We start from the raw sequence: 19,383 nt of genomic DNA on the forward strand, positions 1-19,383 counted from the left end.
GTATCTTATTATTTCTTCTTAATTGTAGCTCTTCTTGTACGTTTTTTCTTATCAATCTCAGTTATCTTCACACCTCGGTTGTCAGTAGTATTCCCACCTCGGTTGTCATTTCTTTTCTCAAATTCATCATATGCTTTTACAATCTTTTGTACCAATGGATGACGAACAACATCCTGACTGGTTAAATAGGAAAATCCAATATCATCAATCTTTCCTAGCACTTTCATAGCTACATCAAGGCCAGATGCCTGCCCTGATGGTAAATCCTTTTGAGTAAGGTCACCAGTTATAATTACTTTAGATCCAAACCCAATTCTTGTTAAGAACATTTTCATCTGAGCTGGAGTCGTATTCTGGGCCTCATCTAAGATGATAAAAGCGTTGTCTAACGTACGCCCTCTCATATAAGCTAATGGCGCTACTTCAATCAAACCTTTTTCGGTATTTCTTAAATAGCTTTCAGGTCCCATAATCTGATACAATGCATCATACAAAGGTCTAAGATAAGGGTCAACTTTACTTTGCAAATCACCTGGTAAGAAGCCCAATTTTTCTCCAGCTTCAATTGCAGGTCTAGTCAAGATAATTTTACTAACTTCATCATTCTTAAATGCATTAATCCCCATTGCCATCGCAAGATAAGTCTTTCCAGTACCCGCTGGGCCGATACCAAACACTATCATCTTCTTTCGAATCTGATCTACATATGCTTTTTGGCCTAGGGTTTTTGGTTTGATTGGTTTACCATTAATAGTATGACAAATCAAATCTTTATCGATTTCAACTAGCATATCCTCTTTATTCTCAAATCCCAAGGAAAGTGCATAGTTTACATTTTGTTCTGTAATTGTATTTCCTCTTTTTGAAAGTTCTAGTAACTTCAAAAATACACTTTTAGCTTTATTCACACTATCATTATCGCCAATGACTTTTAGCTCGTTGTTTCTTGTGATTATGGTCACGTTTAATGTTTTTTCGATAATTTTTGCATAAGCATCGAATTGACCAAAGATATTTTGTGTGTGCTCCATTGGTATATTAATTATTGTCTCCACTATGCTCATCCGATTCTAACACCCTCCACTCGCTGTCATTGATTGGGCTATAATCCCACGCAGGCTCTTCCACAACAATTTTACCTGCACTTTTGCATGTACCGTTTTCCACTTTTACCTCTACTCTCTGTTCTAAAATAATAACACCTTGGTTAGTCAATTTTTCTAAATAACGAAGCAGTCGCTTATTTGCTAATGTGGTCGCTTCTGTTTCCGAAAAGATTGCTTCTTCTATATTGTACTCAGAAATCGTGGTTTTCATAAAACTAATTGGAAGATAAAAATTCCTTACTAATTTTAAGGTACTAGCTTCCGTAATTATATCATAGTTAGTATAGGAATTTCTAGGCATATGGGAAAATATTTTTTTACCGAACAAGGTAATGGAATAACCATTTTTTTTATGATTCGTATACACCGGATAAGTATATTTTAAAGGAAAGGAATCTTCATACTCAAAATATGTACGTAGACTAATATCTCCATCCGCTAACACTGTTTTATTTTCAACCAAGGTTTCCCCATCTCTAATTACTGGAACTACACCAGAAATTAGGATATCGCCTTTTTTTACAACACTGCCAAGTTCCACTTTTGGTGTACCACTACGAACTATGATATAATTCACAATTCCATCTTTCGTAGCGACCAGGTCCGCTGTACTTAACGAAGTTTTTTTTGTTTCAGAATTTAATTTTGGAAGTACTGTCTCAACGATACGAACAATCAATCTTGTTCCTTTAATCTCCGCCGACACCCAGCCGATATCTGAAAAGTCCCTACGGATATTTTCTTCGATCCTCGGACATTCAATTGACTTAATCTTTACACCGCTGTATACTCCAGTTGTTTGTAAATACTCCATCAGTTGTTCTTCTGTATGCTTATATCCTCCTTCAATACTAATGTCCCAAATATAAAGAGACATGCTATATACCAAAGCGCAAAAAAGTAGTATACCTATATAATATATTTTGCGTCGTATAACATGTCTTAAAAAGAAAGGTAAACCATGTCGTTCTTTTATGTAGGGCACTGCTTTCGCCTTTCGTACCAGTGGTCTTAACTTACGATAGTCTTTTAATAGTATATAGCAATAGATGACATCTTCTTCATTTAATTGCTTTTTATTTTTACTTTCTCCGTAACTTAAGCCCCATAAAACAATGCCCTTCCCGCTGCATAAGTTTATCAAATGCTCTGGGGAACCACCTGCCATCATTATATATAAGTATCCTCTTAACCAACGAATCAACCGTTTCAGCAAATATATCACCATACCTTTCATACCGTATTACTTAAGTTTATGCACCTTGTTGGTAATATACGCTATGAATGATACCAGTAACCTTCAATTCTTCCTTCGTATAATATGTAATCTTTAGATTCTTCCCTTCAATACATAGATTGCATATTTTCGTAGATATTTTAATCTTTTCACCTGTGTACTCCATTATCTTTCTATGGTTTTCAATACTAATGGAATTCCTTCCGTTGATTGTTACAATCGGTGCACCAGCTATAATATCCGGTGGTAGCATTAGGTTCTGAGATATGATTTCCAGATAACTAATACGTTCTGCTTTTCGTTCTTTCTCTTTTTGTTTGCATAAATCATAGAGCTCTTTATTTGCTTTGCCTTTATATTTATCATGATTAGATTTCACGGGTTTATCTCTAAAAAACATGCCATACCTCCCTAAAAACACTTACGTTCACTATAAGATATGAATATGCTGCTTGTTAGTATTCGTTACGTTTAGGACGATTTTAAATGGCATAGGCACTTGTCTAGGCAATACGCTTCACCTTACCAAATCAAAAAGGTAAGTACATATGCCTAGGGAGTTCTTATTTTGTAGAGTTGCTTATAACGTAATTTCATATCTAAAAAATAGCTTATGTACTTAATATTTTCCAATCTTAAGTACATAAGCTACTATTATTTTACCTAATATTTTTTACCTAATATTTTTTACCTAATATTATTCCCAAGGTCATCACAAAACTTTTGACTCTAATCCATAACTAAATATAATGAACCTATCTAATATAAACCAAAAGTTTTTGAAACATCTAATACAAATAATACTCCCTTACCTGGATCCTCAATCTGTAGACATTCACTGATTGATTTCACAATTGCATCCGTTATACTTTCCTCTGAAAGAATAAGTACAATTTCTTTTTCCGGTTCAATATCCATATTGAATAATTTTTGTGTTTCATGGATTCCTGAACCTCTGGCATTAATTATGGTTCCACCTTTGGAACCAGCTTTTTGTGCTGCTTCTATAACATCTTCAGCTTTACCTTTTTCAACCACTGTGAAAATCGAATTATACATTGTTTTTTCTACACCCACTCTTTCTCTATCTTTCTTATAGATACAGCCTCTCGAACTTATAAAATTAGCAACATCCATGGTAAAAGCAATACCATGACGTGGCTTATGAAATTCAAATTCTGTGCTGATGGTTTCAGCAGCATTTCGTATCACTGATTTTTCTCCAACTGTAAGAATGATTTCTTTACGAATATCATTTATCTCTAAAAATTCTAATATACGGTTTTTAATTGTACCATACCCAAGAAAAACGGTGCAACCTGTTATCCCCTGTTGCTTTGCAATTTTCATTACCTTCCCTGCTTGACCATGATTCACAATCATACAAAGGAGCTCGTAATGTTTATTTAAACTTGCATCATCCATCTACATTAATTCCTTTCTTTTTTGAGTATATCTTATATAAAATACCAAGGATTTGTAAAGCAATTAAAGGTGTTAATGCCACCAATGCAATAACTCCAAATCCATCAATTAATACATCGGCATGATCAACTGCATCTGCTGCACCTTGAGTGAATGCTAAGATAAAGGTCGCTGTCATCGGACCAGATGCAACACCACCAGAGTCAAATGCAATACCAACAAATAATTTTGGTGTAAAAAATGTCATAATACAAGCTATTATATATCCTGGTAGCAAATAATGCCACAACTTTATTTCTGGTATTAAGATTCGAATTACAGAAAGTGCTACCGCACCACCAACACCAATACATAAGAACATTAGCACAGTTTTTCTCTTAACAAAACCACTTGTGACTGTTTCTATCTGACGATTTAATACATATACCGCAGGTTCCGCTAAAATCGTAACAAGACCAAGTACAAATCCAACTATTACAATAATGCTCTTATTTTCTAAAGATGCAAGCTCATATCCAACTACTTTACCAACTTCCATAAAACCTGCATTCACACCAACTAGGAAAATAACTAATCCTAAAAAGGTATAAAAGATTCCTTTGAAAATCTTATGCAGTGATCTTCTTGGTAATTTAAATGAAATGATCTGAAATAATACAAATATAATTACAATTGGCAGAAGTGCAATTATTACTTCTTTTGCTAGTGTAGGAAAAGCTTCAAAGAACGGACCTAAAAAGCTATGACTAATAACCTCTTCACTTTCAAGATTTGCTGTTATTTTATCTGTTTTTACTAAAATACTCATAATCATTACCGATAGAATTGCTCCTGAAGAAGCAATTGCTACCAATCCGAAACTATCTTTTTCTGATGCTTTACTATCTTTCTTTAAAGAAGAAACACCAAGGGCTAACGCTAATATAAATGGAACTGTTAATGCTCCGGTGGTAGCACCTGACGCATCAAAAGAAATTGCTAAGAACTCAGCAGAAGTAAAGAAAGATAACCCTAAGATTACCATATATATTACAATTAAAAGCTTATACAGTGGAATGTTATAGACAATACGAATCAAACCAAGGGCAAGCATTACAGCGATTCCAATAGACACAACAATGAGAATTACTGACTTCGATATCAATCCCGAAGTTACAAATTCCACCTGACCTGCCATAATATGAAGGTCTGGTTCTGCTACTGATACAAAGAATCCAAGAAGTAATCCAGCAGCTGCAATGATCCAAATTTTTTTACTTTTTACAATTGCTGCTCCCATATGAGAACCTATCGGTGTTATTCCGATATCCACCCCCACAAGTAGTACAGCCAATCCTATTACAATAAGCAATCCTCCTAATAAAAATCTACCAAATACTATTGGTTCGAGAGGCGTTAATGTAAAATTGAGTAAAACAACAATTAGTGTAATAGGTAGAACCGAGAATAAAGCCTCCCTCATTTTTTCAACTAGCGCATTCAATATTCTTTCACTTCCTTTCAAAAATTTAGAGCTCAAATACAAGAAAAAGTACACTTCATGAACTTTTCTATGTCATGAATAATTTGTAAGCCTCCTAACAATCCAAATCAGATTGCAAGGGGGCTTAGTGTCACCACAAGAAAGGCAATTTCTGTCTCCAAGGGGGGCTTAATATCACCACATGAAAGGCAACTTCTGTCTCTATATGCTTATTATACAATTTTTTGAACTCATTTATTAATCTTAACATAAATTAAGATGTAGCAAAAGGAAAAAATAGAAAATTATTATTAAATTTTCATGAAGAAGGAAGATATTCCAAAAATTATGTTGTTTTTTAGACCGAAGTGGCTTCACCACTCTAGACTAAGCAAGTTACAAACTTATAGGCGAAGACACTTTGTCGCGCCGAACCCACAGGGTGAGTCCGCATCCCTCGGAGAGTTTTTTAATTTATAGGTAATTGCTGCGCAATTTCCTATAAATTTAAAAAATACCCCAGTCTAATGACTGGGGATTCTTGCACATATTATTTAAACTTACGCTTACGAGCAGCTTCAGACTTTTTCTTACGCTTTACGCTTGGTTTCTCGTAATGTTCTCTCTTACGAATCTCCTGCTGGATTCCGGCCTTCGCACAGTTTCTTTTGAATCTGCGGAGAGCGCTGTCTAAGGATTCGTTCTCTTTTACGATTACATTTGACATAGACTCACACCTAACCTCCCTCCAGTTGTGAATTGTGCTTTTACAACTGTTTGGGTATTTTTTGAATAGCACTACAAAGATTATAAAGGGAGACAGCTTAAATGTCAATACCTTTTTGCTATTATTCTGCAAGTTCTTCTTTTATTTGTACCTTATAGCACCATCTTCCAGTTGTTAAAATATGCACTTTTTACAGAATTGTTCTATTAAAACGATTAATAATTTCTAAAATACTAACATTTACTTAATCTGATTTTCCACAACAGACACCGCTTTTTCGATTGCTGCATCAATTCCAGATGGATTCTTTCCACCTGCCTGTGCCATATTTGGACGACCACCGCCGCCACCACCAACTAAAACAGCAACTTCCTTAATTAAGTTACCAGCATGAGCACCCTTTGCCATAGCACCATCGGTTGCCATCGCAATAAGATTAACTTTGTCTTCACTCGCAGAAGCTAAAAGAATAACACATTCACCTAATTTTTCTTTTAACTGGTCTCCAAGGTTACGAAGTCCATTCATATCAGCATCTGTTACCTTAGAAGCTAAGAGCTTCACACCCTTTACCTCAACTACCTGATTCATTACATCGCCTAAAGAATTATTTGCAAGCTTAGCCTTTAATTTCTCATTTTCAGATAATGCAGTCTTTAACTCTTCTTGTAAGCTTTCAATTCTCTTTACTAAGGAAGCTGGCTCTGTCTTTGCTACTTTTGCAGCCTCATGAAGCTCTTCTTCCATTGACTTATAGTATTCAAATACTGCGTTAGATGTAATCGCTTCAATACGACGTACTCCTGCCGCAATACCTGCTTCTGATAAGATCTTAAATACAGTGATAGAACCTGTGTTAGCTACGTGGGTACCACCACATAATTCCTTACTGAAGTCACCCATCGTTACTACACGAACACTATCGCCATATTTCTCACCGAATAATGCCATCGCACCACTCTTCTTTGCATCTTCAACGCTCATTACATCTGTAACAACTGGTACATTCTTTGCGATTTCTTCATTTACCATAGCTTCCACTTTTGCAATTTCTTCTTTGGTTAAAGCAGAGAAATGTGTAAAGTCAAAACGAAGTCTTTCACTTGTAACAAAAGAACCAGCCTGCTCTACGTGAGAACCAAGAACATTACGTAATGCCTTCTGAAGAAGATGAGTCGCACTATGGTTCTTACCAATTGCCTGTCTTTTCTGAGTGTCAATGGTAAGTGTTACAGTCTCTCCAACCTTAAAGCTACCCTTGGTTACTGTTCCAAGATGTCCAACTCTACCACCTTTTAACTTGATCGTATCTTCTACTTCAAATTCAGCATCCTTGCCCACGATGAAACCGATATCTGCAGTCTGACCACCCATTGTTGCATAGAATGGTGTTTCATCCACGATAATAGTTGCTGTCTGTCCACCTACCACTTCATCCGTTAAATCGGTTTCTGTTGTAAGAACCGAAATTTTAGAAGTGTGGCTCGTTCTATCATAACCAACAAAGTTAGATGTAATTGCTGGATCTATTTCATCGTAAATACTTGCATCTGCACCCATGTAGTTTGTTACTGCACGAGCACTTCTTGCTGTTTCACGCTGAACTTGCATTGCTTTCTTAAAGCCTTCTTCATCAATACTAAAGCCTTTTTCCTCTAAGATTTCCTTGGTTAAATCTAATGGGAATCCATAGGTATCATATAATTTAAATGCATCTTCTCCATTTAAAGTCTTAGTTCCATTAGAAACTAATGCTTCTTCCATCTCAGATAAGATACTAAGGCCTTGGTCAATTGTCTTATTGAATTTCTCTTCCTCAATGGTTAATACCTTAAGGATGTATTCCTTCTTCTCTTCTAATTCTGGATACCCGTCTTTTGATTCTGCAATTACAGTCTTGCTTAACTCAGCAAGGAATTTGCCTTGGATACCTAATAATCTGCCATGTCTTGCTGCTCTACGAAGTAGACGACGTAAAACGTATCCTCTTCCTTCGTTTGATGGAATAATACCATCTGAGGTCATAAATGTTACAGAACGGATATGATCTGTAATTAAGCGGATAGACATATCCTTCTTTGGATCCACTTTATATTCTGCATTCGCCATCTTACATACATGGTCACGGATTGCTTTCATTGTATCGATATCAAATAAAGTATCAACATCCTGAACTACAACTGCTAAACGCTCAAGACCCATTCCAGTATCGATGTTTTTATTCTCTAATTCTTCGTAGTTACCATTACCATCGCTATTGAACTGAGTAAATACATTGTTCCATACTTCGATGAAACGGTCACATTCACATCCTACGGTACAATTTGGATCACCACAACCGTATTTTTCACCACGATCATAGTAAATCTCAGAACATGGACCACAAGGACCTGCACCATGCTCCCAGAAGTTATCTGCCTTTCCCATACGGAAAATTCTTTCTGGAGCTATTCCAACTTCTTTATTCCAGATATCAAATGCTTCATCATCTTCTAAATAAATAGATGGATATAAACGATCTCCACTAAGGCCAACAACCTCGGTTAGGAATTCCCAAGACCAAGCAATTGCTTCATGCTTAAAGTAATCACCAAAAGAGAAGTTACCAAGCATCTCAAAGAATGTACCATGTCTTGCTGTTTTACCGATATTCTCGATATCACCAGTACGGATACATTTTTGGCAAGTTGTTACACGCTTTTTTGGTGGAATCTCCTGTCCTGTAAAATAAGGCTTTAACGGTGCCATACCGGAGTTAATTAATAATAAGCTCTTATCATTTTGTGGTACCAAAGAAAAACTATTTAACTTTAAATGTCCTTTGCTTTCAAAGAAGTCTAGGTACATCTTTCTTAGCTCATTCACACCATACACTTTCATGGTTTGTCCTCCTACTAGTTTCTATCTTTTTTGTGCCATCATGAAACGACGACTTTTTTATTGTGATTTACTATCACAGTCATGAAATCCTGCAAGAAGCACCTTCTACTCCAGCGAGGATACACATTCTTAATTCTTTCTGTCGAAAGGCCATTATTTCTATGTGATATTACAGTATATTACAATATCATATATAATAATATCGAATCCTCTCGAACATACACCAATGATTAATTATAAAGATTTTACAGTCTTTTGTCAACTTGAAATGCCCAGTAAATCAAGGAACTCATGCATTCTCAAGGCTTTTATAACCTAGCTAAAAAAACGACAATAAAGCAATCTTACTTTAAGATAAGAATAACTTTACTACTATTTAGAAAAATAAAAAAGACACATCCTATTGAAGTGCCTTTTCTATTCATTATTAACTTATAGTATCAATTAGTTTATCACAATATATTTAACTTATTAACCATAATAAAAATCACATCTTCCTTATTTTCCAATATGCTCTATACTGACCTCTTTCCTCATCCGAGAGCTTAGAATACGTTTCATAGGAAATGTTGCATGGCAAAAGGCTATGATTACAATGAAGACAGACCGCCTTGCTCCGTTTTGATACTAGTCTATAATTATAACAGATTGGACAGATGTAAACTTTTAACATGGGTATGACTCCTTTCTAACAATATTAAGTATAATAAAGATGGTATATTTTGTAAATAGTTTTCACTATTATTTCCTTTTTATTTTTTAGTCTTGACATAATTTACCCTAAAAAGTAACTCTCTTTCAAGCAAAAGTAAGAAATGATACGATAAAATAGTACTCGCATTGTTAATATATTAATTCCTTCAAGACTTATAAAATTCGTTGTAAACATCAAGTATAAACATTAGTGTCATACTTCCCGTGGTAAAAAACCATCTCATTAAAATATTTAATGTAGAGGTATCTATGAATCTATGAATCATAGTGTAGAGTATACTTGAACATTTAATATATATTTACATTTCTCTTCCAATAAAGTAAAATATATACAAACAAAAGATGGAGGGTACAAAATGAAATTTTCTAAATATTTTAAGTGGTTATCACTTACTTTGGCTTTAGTACTGTCAATATTTTTACTTGATCCAATAGGTGTACAGGCTGCTACGGTAAAGTTGGATAAGTCTGAGGCTATAATGTTTGTTGGAGATTTATTGACTTTAAAATTATCTGGGACCAAGGATACGGTATCTTGGAAATCGAGCAATACAAAAGTAGCTACAGTTAATAAAACTGGTAAAGTTAAAGCAGTAAAGGCTGGTTCAGTTACAATAACAGCAACCAATAATAAAACTAGCTACAAATGTAAGATTAAGGTAGAATCACCAGAATTAAATTTTTCAGAGATAATTACTCGCATAGGCTGGACTGAACAATTAAAAGTAACTGGAACATCTCAGAAAGTAAAATGGAAAACTTCAGATGAGAAAATAGTAACAGTTTCTGAAGATGGACTAATAACAGTGCATGATATTGGTAATGTTCAAATCACAGCTACAATCGGAAACAAGATTTTAAAATGTAACGTAAATATACCCAAGCCTTTTTTTATCCATACCTCGTTGTCTTTAGCTCCTGGTGAAACTAATTCTAATGTTTTACTTTATTATAGCGATAATACAACATGGAGTAGTTCAGATGAAAATATTATAACTGTTGACAATAAAGGAAATATAACCGCATTAACCGTAGGAAGTGCAATCATAACTGCTTCAAGTGGTGGATATATATATAATTATAGCGTTAATGTTGAATTATCTCCCTCTAAGATAGAAAATCTGTTGAAGGAAAAATTTCCATCCATTACTACTCCTATGGGAACATTAAAGTTAATTCATACGGTTAGAATTAATGATTATGATTCTTATCCATACGACATAGAAATTAAAACTGATTGGAGTGGTGATTTTAGCCCATTTTATGATCCGATTCATTCTATAAAATATTCTGATATTGAAAAGCAAGAAACAATTAATCAGTTAAGACAAGCTCAAATCGATATTTATAATTTCTTTCATCAATACTATCCGGATAAAAAGGTTACTGGGGGATATTATTGGGGTTATTATAAATATCGCTATATACAAGCTGGATATGATTCAGTAAAATTCATGAATTGGACTAATTATAACGCTTCATTATTTTCTAGGTATTATGACTCTTATATTATTGGTTTCAATTGGTATGCATATTTTGATGATTATTATAAATAAAAAAAATAAAAACAAATACTGAAATCTTCCATTACTATCCGTGGCTATGATTTAGCATAAAATAAGCCCTTAGATTGTTTAAGATAAGTTTTTTATCCATAACAACTAAAGGCTTATTTTATTGAGAAAATTATTTTTTACATATTCCTATTTAGCCGGCTGACATCTTATTTTTTTAAATTTTTTGTAATTAATAGTTGACTTAATCTGTCATCGCTGGTTCTTGATCTGTTTTCTTCAATTAAGTATATATAGACCGTGGAAGGCTTTTAAGACCTTCAAAGAGCATGACTTGGTATTTACGTGAAAACTAAAAATGCTCTGAAATACTTATAATCACTAGACTTAAAGTATTTCAGAGCATTTTATAGTTCAATCTTTTAGCAGCTCGTAGGGGAATCGAACCCCTGTTTCCGCCGTGAGAGGGCGGCGTCTTAACCGCTTGACCAACGAGCCATACAACATTATTTATTATACTATAAACTTTTTTAAAAATCAATTAGTTTTTTAACTTTTTGATTTCAGCAGCTCGTAGGGGAATCGAACCCCTGTTTCCGCCGTGAGAGGGCGGCGTCTTAACCGCTTGACCAACGAGCCTTACTACGTTAATTATATTACTACATGTGAATTGAAAATGCAAGTCCTTTTTTTGAATTTTTTGATTTTTTTTAATTTTTCGTACATTATAGTGTCGTAATATACAATTTGTGTAAGTAACTCTTAGAGAAACACGTTTTCTTACTATTCTTAATGAACAGGAAAAGTACCATTCACAAACTATTCAATTGTAATGTTCAGAAAAATGCACTTTAGCATACTATCTCATCACGAACAAGAAAGGTCACCTTTCGTGAACTTTTCTTAACATGAACAGAAAGATCACCTAGGTAAACTATTTCTCATCATAAACAGATGATCCAACATTCTCGAACTTTACCAATCCTAACTAAATAAAATATCAGTAGAGCATTGTATCATATCTTAAGCATACCTTTTATAATACTTGCTCTACTGATAATTCAATTTAGTAGTTCATTATAACATAAGAATTACATAAGAAAATCCATAAGGGAGATCTGATTCGTCATTGGTAAATCACCTAATAACCCTAAATCACCCATCAGATCAACTACTGTTCCACTGATTTTACATCTTGTCTTAAAATCATCTCTTGATAGGAATTTTCCATCCTTGACAGCTTCGACTACCTGATCCGCAGCCTTATCTCCAAGTCCATCGATGGTACTTAATGCTGGCATTAATTTACCATCAATAATCTGAAAATGATGTGCCTTTGCTGTATAGACATCAATTGGTAAGAAATCAAAACCTCTAGCGTACATCTCCTGAACTACTTTCATATCCTTTAGGGTATCTTCTTCTTTCTTCGTTAACTTCTGTGCGGGGTCATTTGATCCCATACGACGTTTATATTCCGCCATATGATAATCAAGACGTTCCCTTCCAAGACACATTAATTCATAGTTAAATGCTGTGGCACGGATACTAAAGTAAGCAGTATAATAAGCAAGCGGATAATACACTTTAAAGTAAGCAATACGAAACGCCATCATGACATACGCGCAGGCATGTGCCTTTGGGAACATGTACTTAATACGCTTACATGACCAGATATACCAATCTGGTACTCCATTTGCAACCATCGCTTCCTCCATCTCCGGAGTAAGCCCTTTTCCTTTACGAACACTCTCCATGATCTTAAAAGCAAGTCCATTCTCAACGCCTTCACTAATCAGATAAGTCATAATATCGTCACGGGTACAAATTGCTGTAGAAAGGGTACACTTTCCTTCTGAAATCAACGTTTGGGTATTATTCAACCATACGTCAGTACCGTGGGAAAGACCAGATATACGAATCATATCCGAAAAACTCTGTGGCTTCGTGTCTCGTAACATCTGCATAACGAAGTCAGTACCAAGCTCCGGAAGGCCTAGGCTACCAAGGTCACAGCCACCGATATCTTCTGGTCTTATTCCTAAGCTTTCTGTTGATTTAAACAAAGAGATGACCTTCTGATCGTCCATTCGGATCGTTTTCGCATCAATTCCTGTCAAATCTTCAAGCATACGAATCATGGTAGGATCGTCGTGCCCAAGAATATCAAGTTTAAGTAAGTTATGGTCAATGGAGTGGTAATCAAAGTGAGTCGTAACGGTCTTCGTTGTCATATCATTAGCAGGACGCTGTACCGGAGTAAATGAGTAAATTTCTTCTCCTAATGGTAAAACGATAATACCACCAGGATGCTGTCCTGTCGTTCTTCGTACCCCAACACAACCTTCAACTATACGGTTAATCTCAGCAACCCTCTTATGCACACTCTTCTCTTCATAATACTTCTTGGCATAACCAAATGCTGTTTTATCTGCAAGGGTACCAATGGTACCGGCACGGAAGGTCTGTCCCTTACCGAAGATAACTTCGGTATAATCATGTGCCTTACTCTGATACTCTCCAGAGAAGTTAAGATCGATATCTGGTTCCTTATCTCCGTTAAACCCAAGGAACGTTTCGAACGGTATGTTATGTCCATCCTTAGCTAATGGCTGACCACAAACAGGACAATCACGATCTGGCATGTCACAACCCGAACTGGAACCAAACGCTTTTACTTCCTCTGATTCAAAATCAGAAAAATGACAATTCGGGCAGTAGTAATGCGCTGGAAGTGGATTTACCTCTGTGATACCCGACATCGTAGCTGCAAAGGAAGAACCGACAGAACCACGGGAACCAACCAGATAACCATCCTCATTCGACTTCCATACCAGCTTTTGAGCAATGATATACATTACGGCGAAACCATTGTTGATAATCGACTTTAACTCATGTTCCAATCGATCTGCTACAATTTTAGGAAGATCTGGGCCATACATGGAATGAGCTTTCTCATAACAAATATCACGAAGTGTCTTATCCGAATCTTCAATGACTGGAGCGCATTTATCCGGGCGGACTGGCGATATCTTTTCAATCATATCACAAACTTTATTTGTATTCGTTATTACAACTTCTTCCGCTTTTTCTTTCCCAAGATAGCTAAATTCCTCTAACATCTCTTCCGTTGTTCTAAAATAAAGCGGTGCCTGGTTATCTGCATCAGAAAACCCTTTCGCAGCCATAATAATTCGTCTATAAACCTCATCCTCAGGGTTTAGGAAATGTACGTCGCAAGTAGCAACTACTGGTTTATTATATTCCTCTCCTAACGCGATGATTTTACGGTTGATCTCTTTTAATTCTTCTTCTGAGCTAATATCTATCTTTTCACTTTCAATCATAAACTGATTGTTGCCGAGCGGTTGTATTTCATAATAATCATAGAAATTCGCGAGTCTTACGATCTCCCCTTCGGAAGAATTTCTAAGAATTGCCTGATAAAGTTCACCTGCCTCACATGCAGAACCAATCAATAAACCTTCTCTATGCTTCATAAGTACTGACTTTGGTATTCTTGGTCGACGCTGAAAATAATTGATGTGAGAATAACTTACCATCCGGTATAGATTTACTCGACCAATATCATTCTGACATAGAATAATTGCATGATAAGTTGGCATTTTCTTAATAACATCTGGGGTGACCTCTTCCGCTCTATTGATCTGAGCTAAAGTTTCTATACCTCGTTCACGAAGCATCTCTAAAAACTTCAAATAGATTTCTGCAGTACATCCTGCATCATCTACCGCACGATGGTGATTTTCCAATGAGATACTTAAAGCTTTCGCTACGGTATCTAACTTAAAATTATTTAAGTGATTCAAAAGAACTCTGGCTAACCCTACCGTGTCGACTGAAGTTACGGTAAGTGGTATATTTAAAAACTCCGCTTTCTTTGTAATAAATCCAATATCAAAGGAAGCATTGTGCGCCACCAGATAACAGCCTTCACAAAAACTTAGGAATTCGGGTAGTATCTCTTCAATTGTTCTAGAACCAATTACCATCTCATCTGTAATACTTGTTAACTTTTGTATATGGTATGGGATCGGCACTTCAGGATTAATAAATGTAGAGAAACGGTCAACAATGGTACCATGTTGTATTTTTACTGCACCAATTTCTATAATTTTATCTTTTACAGAGCTAAATCCAGTTGTCTCGATATCAAAAACTACACAAGTATCTTCAATTCCTTGTCCACACTCTCCCTGTACGATATCCTTCATATCATCAACAACATAAGCTTCCATACCATAGATAATCTTGAAGTCCTTCGCACGCTGCATCTTTTCTTCATCATCCTTATAATCCTTCGGATTAATTGCATGAGATGCTTCTGGAAAGGCCTGAACAACACCATGATCGGTAATCGCAACCGCTTTATGTCCCCATTCGAATGCTGTTTTAACAAGTGCTTGCGGATCTACCACCGCATCCATATCACTCATCATCGTATGAGCATGTAATTCTACACGTTTGTTTTCGTAGCGGTCAACTCGTTTTTCAATAAAGCTTGGAATTTTTTTAATTCCTATAATAGAATTTATTGTAATCTCACGACTATACGTATCATAAAGGGCCATCCCCTTTAAACGGATAAACATACCTTTTTTAATCTGACCACGAATGTCCTCAATCTCTTCTGTTCGAACAAATATTTTTGCTGAAATTGTATCCGTAAAATCAGTTACATTAAAGGAAATTAAAAACTTCTCGTTTCGTAACTCTCTTTCTTCTGTAAATAGAATCTTTCCACGAATTACAACCTCACCAATTTCCTCTTGAATATCCTTAATTGGTATGGAATCTCCTTCAAATGGTCGACCATAAATAATATCCGGATCATCTGGAAGCTTCTTTTTGTATGCTTTCGCCTTATCATACGCACTGTTTTTCTTGTCTGATTGTGAGAATTTATCGTCCTTAATTTGTTTCTTTTCTTCTTTCTTCTTTTCAACGTTAAGTTCTGACTTACTTTCTATGCTATCTTTTCCTGCAAGATTATTACCATCCACATTCGAAGAAGACAGTTCAAATGGAATTTCTGCACGAATCTCATCGCTAACCTCTCCACTTGTTTCCATAGACCCACTGGCATTTTGTTTTGCTTTCTCTCTTCGTGCCTGTGGATACTCTTCTTCCTCTTTCGCTTCCTCTATTAGTTCATAAAATTCAAATCGAATATCGACAGGAATACAAAACCGTTGTTCAAACATTGGTTCTAAAAACACTTTAATCTCCTCAGACTTTTTCTGATTCAAGAAAGTATCTGGAAGCTTAAATATCATTTTATAGCCATCAAAAGAAATCTCTGCCATACGAAGAATATTGTAGTTCATGACACTACTGTCATTCAGCTCTTCTAGAATATTATCGCTGTGCATATTCCATAATGATTCCGGGGTATATTGCGAAGAAAGTTGATAGGTTTCTATCAACTTTACTCGACTTTTGGTTGATGAAAAAAGCTGCTTTTGCAGCTGAAATTCCATCATTTTTATTTGTTTCCTACTAATCAGATGAGTACTCTGTATGTAGATATGAACATTGCCATTATTCTTCGATACCAACGCCTTTAATACGCTGATATCGGAGAATAATTCATAAATTTCTTTTTCTACATTCAGTGTATCAAACACTTCAAAAAATAACATAATAACATCCATTCTAGCGCTTTACGCCTTATTCTTGACAAGAAAAAGTTCGCGAAGCGTACTTTTTCTTGTTTATACTTATCTCGATTAAAAAACCAGTAAGGGTTTGATAAGAGATACGTACTACAATCCATATCCTGAATATTAACTGTTAGTTAACAAGATAAAAACTATATAGGAAATAAGTTGAAAAAAATACTTCTCTCAACTTATTTCCTATTGATTATATAAAGCTATCCAATTCCTTCTTAAGCTCTGCTAATAGAGATTCTTCTGGTACAGTACGGATAATTTCACCTTTTTTAATAATGCATCCGACACCTCTACCACCTGCTACGCCAAGGTCCGCTTCTTTTGCTTCTCCAGGGCCATTAACAGCGCAACCCATTACTGCTACTTTTATATCTAAATCATAGCCAGATACTAAATCTTCCACTTGTTTTGCAAGACCGATTAAATCGATTTGAGTACGACCGCAGGTCGGACATGATACAACTTCTACTCCGCCTTTTCGTAATCCTAAAGTCTTTAATATAATCTTTGCTGAACGAATTTCTTCGAGTGGCTTATCTGTTAAGGAAACTCGAATGGTATCACCGATACCTTGATTTAAAATTAATCCAAGACCTATCGATGATTTGATATTACCTGCTACGATAGAGCCTGATTCTGTAATACCGACATGCAGCGGATAATTTGTCTTCTGAGCGATTAATTCATGTGCTTTCACACACATAAGTACATCTGATGACTTAATACTAATTACCATATTATCATAGCCTAATTTTTCAATCAAATGAACTTTATCTAGCGCGCTCTCTACTAGACCTTCTGCAGTTACATGCCCATATTTATCTACAATATGTTTTTCTAAGGACCCAGAGTTTACTCCAACACGGATTGGAATATTACGTTCCTTTGCCACATCGATAACCGCTTTTACACGTTCTATGTCTCCAATATTCCCTGGATTAATACGAATCTTATCTGCGCCACTTTCCATAGCAGCAATTGCTAAGCGATAATCAAAATGGATATCAGCAACCAAAGGGATATGAATTTTCTTCTTAATTTCCCTCAGTGCTCCTGCAGCTTCCATAGTAGGAACTGCGCATCGAATAATATCACAGCCTGCTTCTTCAAGTTCTAATATCTGATTGACAGTAGCAGTGATATCCTCCGTTTTTGTATTTGTCATGGATTGAATCAAGATTGGATTACCTCCACCAATCTGTCGATTCCCAATGGTAATTACTTTTGTTTTATCGCGATACATAATATCCTCTTTTCTATGCCACTACGTGGCTTTTTAAAACAGGTAAGTTCCTTCCCTGATGAGGTTAACTTCTAGAAGAAAACATTCTTAATATCATTAAAGAATAAGAATACCATTAATATCATCAAAGCAATAAACCCAAGCATGTGAACAAAGCCTTCTTTTTCTCTATTTAATGGCTTTCCACGTACTGCTTCAATGATTAAGAATATCAATCTTCCACCATCTAGTGCTGGGATAGGAAGGAGATTCATTACTCCAAGGTTTGCACTTAATAAAATACCCCAGTTAAAGAGTAAGATAATAACATTTTTAATACCAATGTCTTGTTTTGCATCTACTACACTTCCAAGCTCGCTAACAATTCGTACTGGTCCTCCCAGTTCATCTGCTCCAACCTTGCCAGTAAAGAGCTTACCAAGGCTTTTTACTGTTGTTTCTATCCAGTAACGGACTTCTGAAATACTATAACGAACAACTCCAAAAACACCTGTTTTTTCATATCCTTGGTTATAGTTAAATCCAATGGTATACCACTCCGTCATACGTGGTGTAACATCCACAGTATTTGATTTTTCATTGTGTGTATAGGTAATAGAAAGCGCAGATCCATCGAGTGGATGACTTTCTAAATAAGAACTAAATTCCGCGCTAGTCTTAACCTCAGTCCCATTAATTGCGGTAATGACATCACCATTCTTGATACCAGCGTCTTTAAAAGCAGAGCTCTCTAGTAAAGTAATCTGAGCTTCTCCTTGAGAATCTGGAGCATAAGAAATACCTAGCATATAGCGTTTTTCAGCGCTTGGTATTAATGTTGTTGATAACTTCTCACCATTTCTCTTAAATTTAACTGTAATTGGGTTCTGTGACTTAATTGGCTTGAAATCAAAATGCGTCGATATATCTCTTGCAAATACAACATTTTCACCATCAATTTGGGTGATGATATCCCCTACTTGTAGTCCTGCATCTGCACCGGCACTACCCTCAGGTACATTAACAACACGAGCTGGATCATAACCTACCATTCCAACTACAAATAATGCAAGAAAAAATGCTAAGATAAAGTTAAATAATGGTCCAGCAAATATCGCAGAGATACGCGCCCATACACTTTTATTGTTGAACGCTCCTTCATTATCATTTACTTCATCCTCTCCAAGCATCATACAAGAGCCACCAATTGGTAACAACTTTAACGAATACCTAGTATCATGATAAACCTTGCTAAACAGACGAGGTCCCATTCCAATAGAGAACTCCGTTACTACAATTCCGTTCTTCTTCGCCAACAAAAAATGTCCCAGTTCATGGAAAGTTATGATGACTCCGAATATCAACAATGCTACAATAATTTTCATCCAGTAAATTTCCTT

At 35.6% G+C, this 19,383-nt stretch carries 11 protein-coding genes and 2 tRNA genes; 1 reads left to right on the forward strand and 12 read right to left on the reverse strand.

The annotated features are described in order from the left end of the window. Positions 1–8 precede the first annotated feature (8 nt). From CPHY_RS13470 to alaS, 7 genes are all read right to left on the reverse strand, one after another. Positions 9–1,064, reverse strand: a complete 1,056-nt coding sequence (locus CPHY_RS13470; RefSeq protein ID WP_012200624.1) for a PhoH family protein — start codon at positions 1,062–1,064, stop codon at positions 9–11. Further along, a complete protein-coding gene (locus CPHY_RS13475) occupies positions 1,039–2,322 on the reverse strand; it encodes a sporulation protein YqfD (RefSeq protein ID WP_157668724.1) in 1,284 nt (427 codons plus the stop codon). Before CPHY_RS13475 ends, CPHY_RS13470 begins: the two co-directional genes overlap by 26 nt. Positions 2,323–2,359: 37 nt before the next feature. After that, positions 2,360–2,743: a YabP/YqfC family sporulation protein gene (locus CPHY_RS22175; RefSeq protein WP_012200626.1), complete on the reverse strand. Its 384-nt coding sequence runs from the start codon at positions 2,741–2,743 to the stop codon at positions 2,360–2,362. Positions 2,744–3,102: 359 nt separating this feature from the next. Continuing rightward, on the reverse strand, positions 3,103–3,768 hold the full coding sequence (locus tag CPHY_RS13485; RefSeq protein ID WP_012200627.1) for a P-II family nitrogen regulator: 666 nt from the start codon (positions 3,766–3,768) through the stop codon (positions 3,103–3,105). Continuing rightward, on the reverse strand, positions 3,761–5,251 hold the full coding sequence (locus CPHY_RS13490; RefSeq protein ID WP_041703685.1) for a DUF1538 domain-containing protein: 1,491 nt from the start codon (positions 5,249–5,251) through the stop codon (positions 3,761–3,763). The genes CPHY_RS13485 and CPHY_RS13490 overlap by 8 nt, the downstream gene beginning before the upstream one ends. 529 nt (positions 5,252–5,780) lie before the next feature. After that, a complete protein-coding gene (gene rpsU / locus CPHY_RS13495) occupies positions 5,781–5,957 on the reverse strand; it encodes a 30S ribosomal protein S21 (RefSeq protein WP_012200629.1) in 177 nt (58 codons plus the stop codon). 240 nt (positions 5,958–6,197) lie between these two features. Then, positions 6,198–8,837, reverse strand: a complete 2,640-nt coding sequence (alaS, locus tag CPHY_RS13500) for an alanine--tRNA ligase (protein ID WP_012200630.1) — start codon at positions 8,835–8,837, stop codon at positions 6,198–6,200. A gap of 1,070 nt (positions 8,838–9,907) precedes the next feature. On the opposite strand from alaS, the gene CPHY_RS13505 reads away from it, so the two are divergent. Continuing rightward, positions 9,908–11,107 (forward strand): Ig-like domain-containing protein, encoded by a 1,200-nt coding sequence (locus tag CPHY_RS13505; protein ID WP_012200631.1) that lies wholly within the window; start codon positions 9,908–9,910, stop codon positions 11,105–11,107. Between the two features lie 384 nt (positions 11,108–11,491). Here the strand turns inward: CPHY_RS13505 and CPHY_RS13510 are convergent. From CPHY_RS13510 to rseP, 5 genes are all read right to left on the reverse strand, one after another. Then, positions 11,492–11,563: transfer RNA gene (locus CPHY_RS13510), tRNA-Glu, on the reverse strand. Between the two features lie 69 nt (positions 11,564–11,632). Continuing rightward, positions 11,633–11,704 (reverse strand) — tRNA-Glu (locus CPHY_RS13515). 452 nt (positions 11,705–12,156) lie between these two features. Beyond that, positions 12,157–16,728, reverse strand: coding sequence for a PolC-type DNA polymerase III (locus CPHY_RS13520; RefSeq protein ID WP_041703687.1), 4,572 nt, complete (start codon positions 16,726–16,728; stop codon positions 12,157–12,159). Between the two features lie 223 nt (positions 16,729–16,951). Further along, on the reverse strand, positions 16,952–18,004 hold the full coding sequence (gene ispG / locus CPHY_RS13525; RefSeq protein WP_012200633.1) for a flavodoxin-dependent (E)-4-hydroxy-3-methylbut-2-enyl-diphosphate synthase: 1,053 nt from the start codon (positions 18,002–18,004) through the stop codon (positions 16,952–16,954). Between the two features lie 71 nt (positions 18,005–18,075). Beyond that, entirely contained in the window at positions 18,076–19,368 is a 1,293-nt protein-coding gene (gene rseP / locus CPHY_RS13530) for an RIP metalloprotease RseP (RefSeq protein WP_012200634.1), read from the reverse strand. Positions 19,369–19,383 lie beyond the last annotated feature (15 nt).

The organism is Lachnoclostridium phytofermentans ISDg (assembly GCF_000018685.1).
GTDB classification, from domain to species: domain Bacteria; phylum Bacillota; class Clostridia; order Lachnospirales; family Lachnospiraceae; genus Lachnoclostridium; species Lachnoclostridium phytofermentans.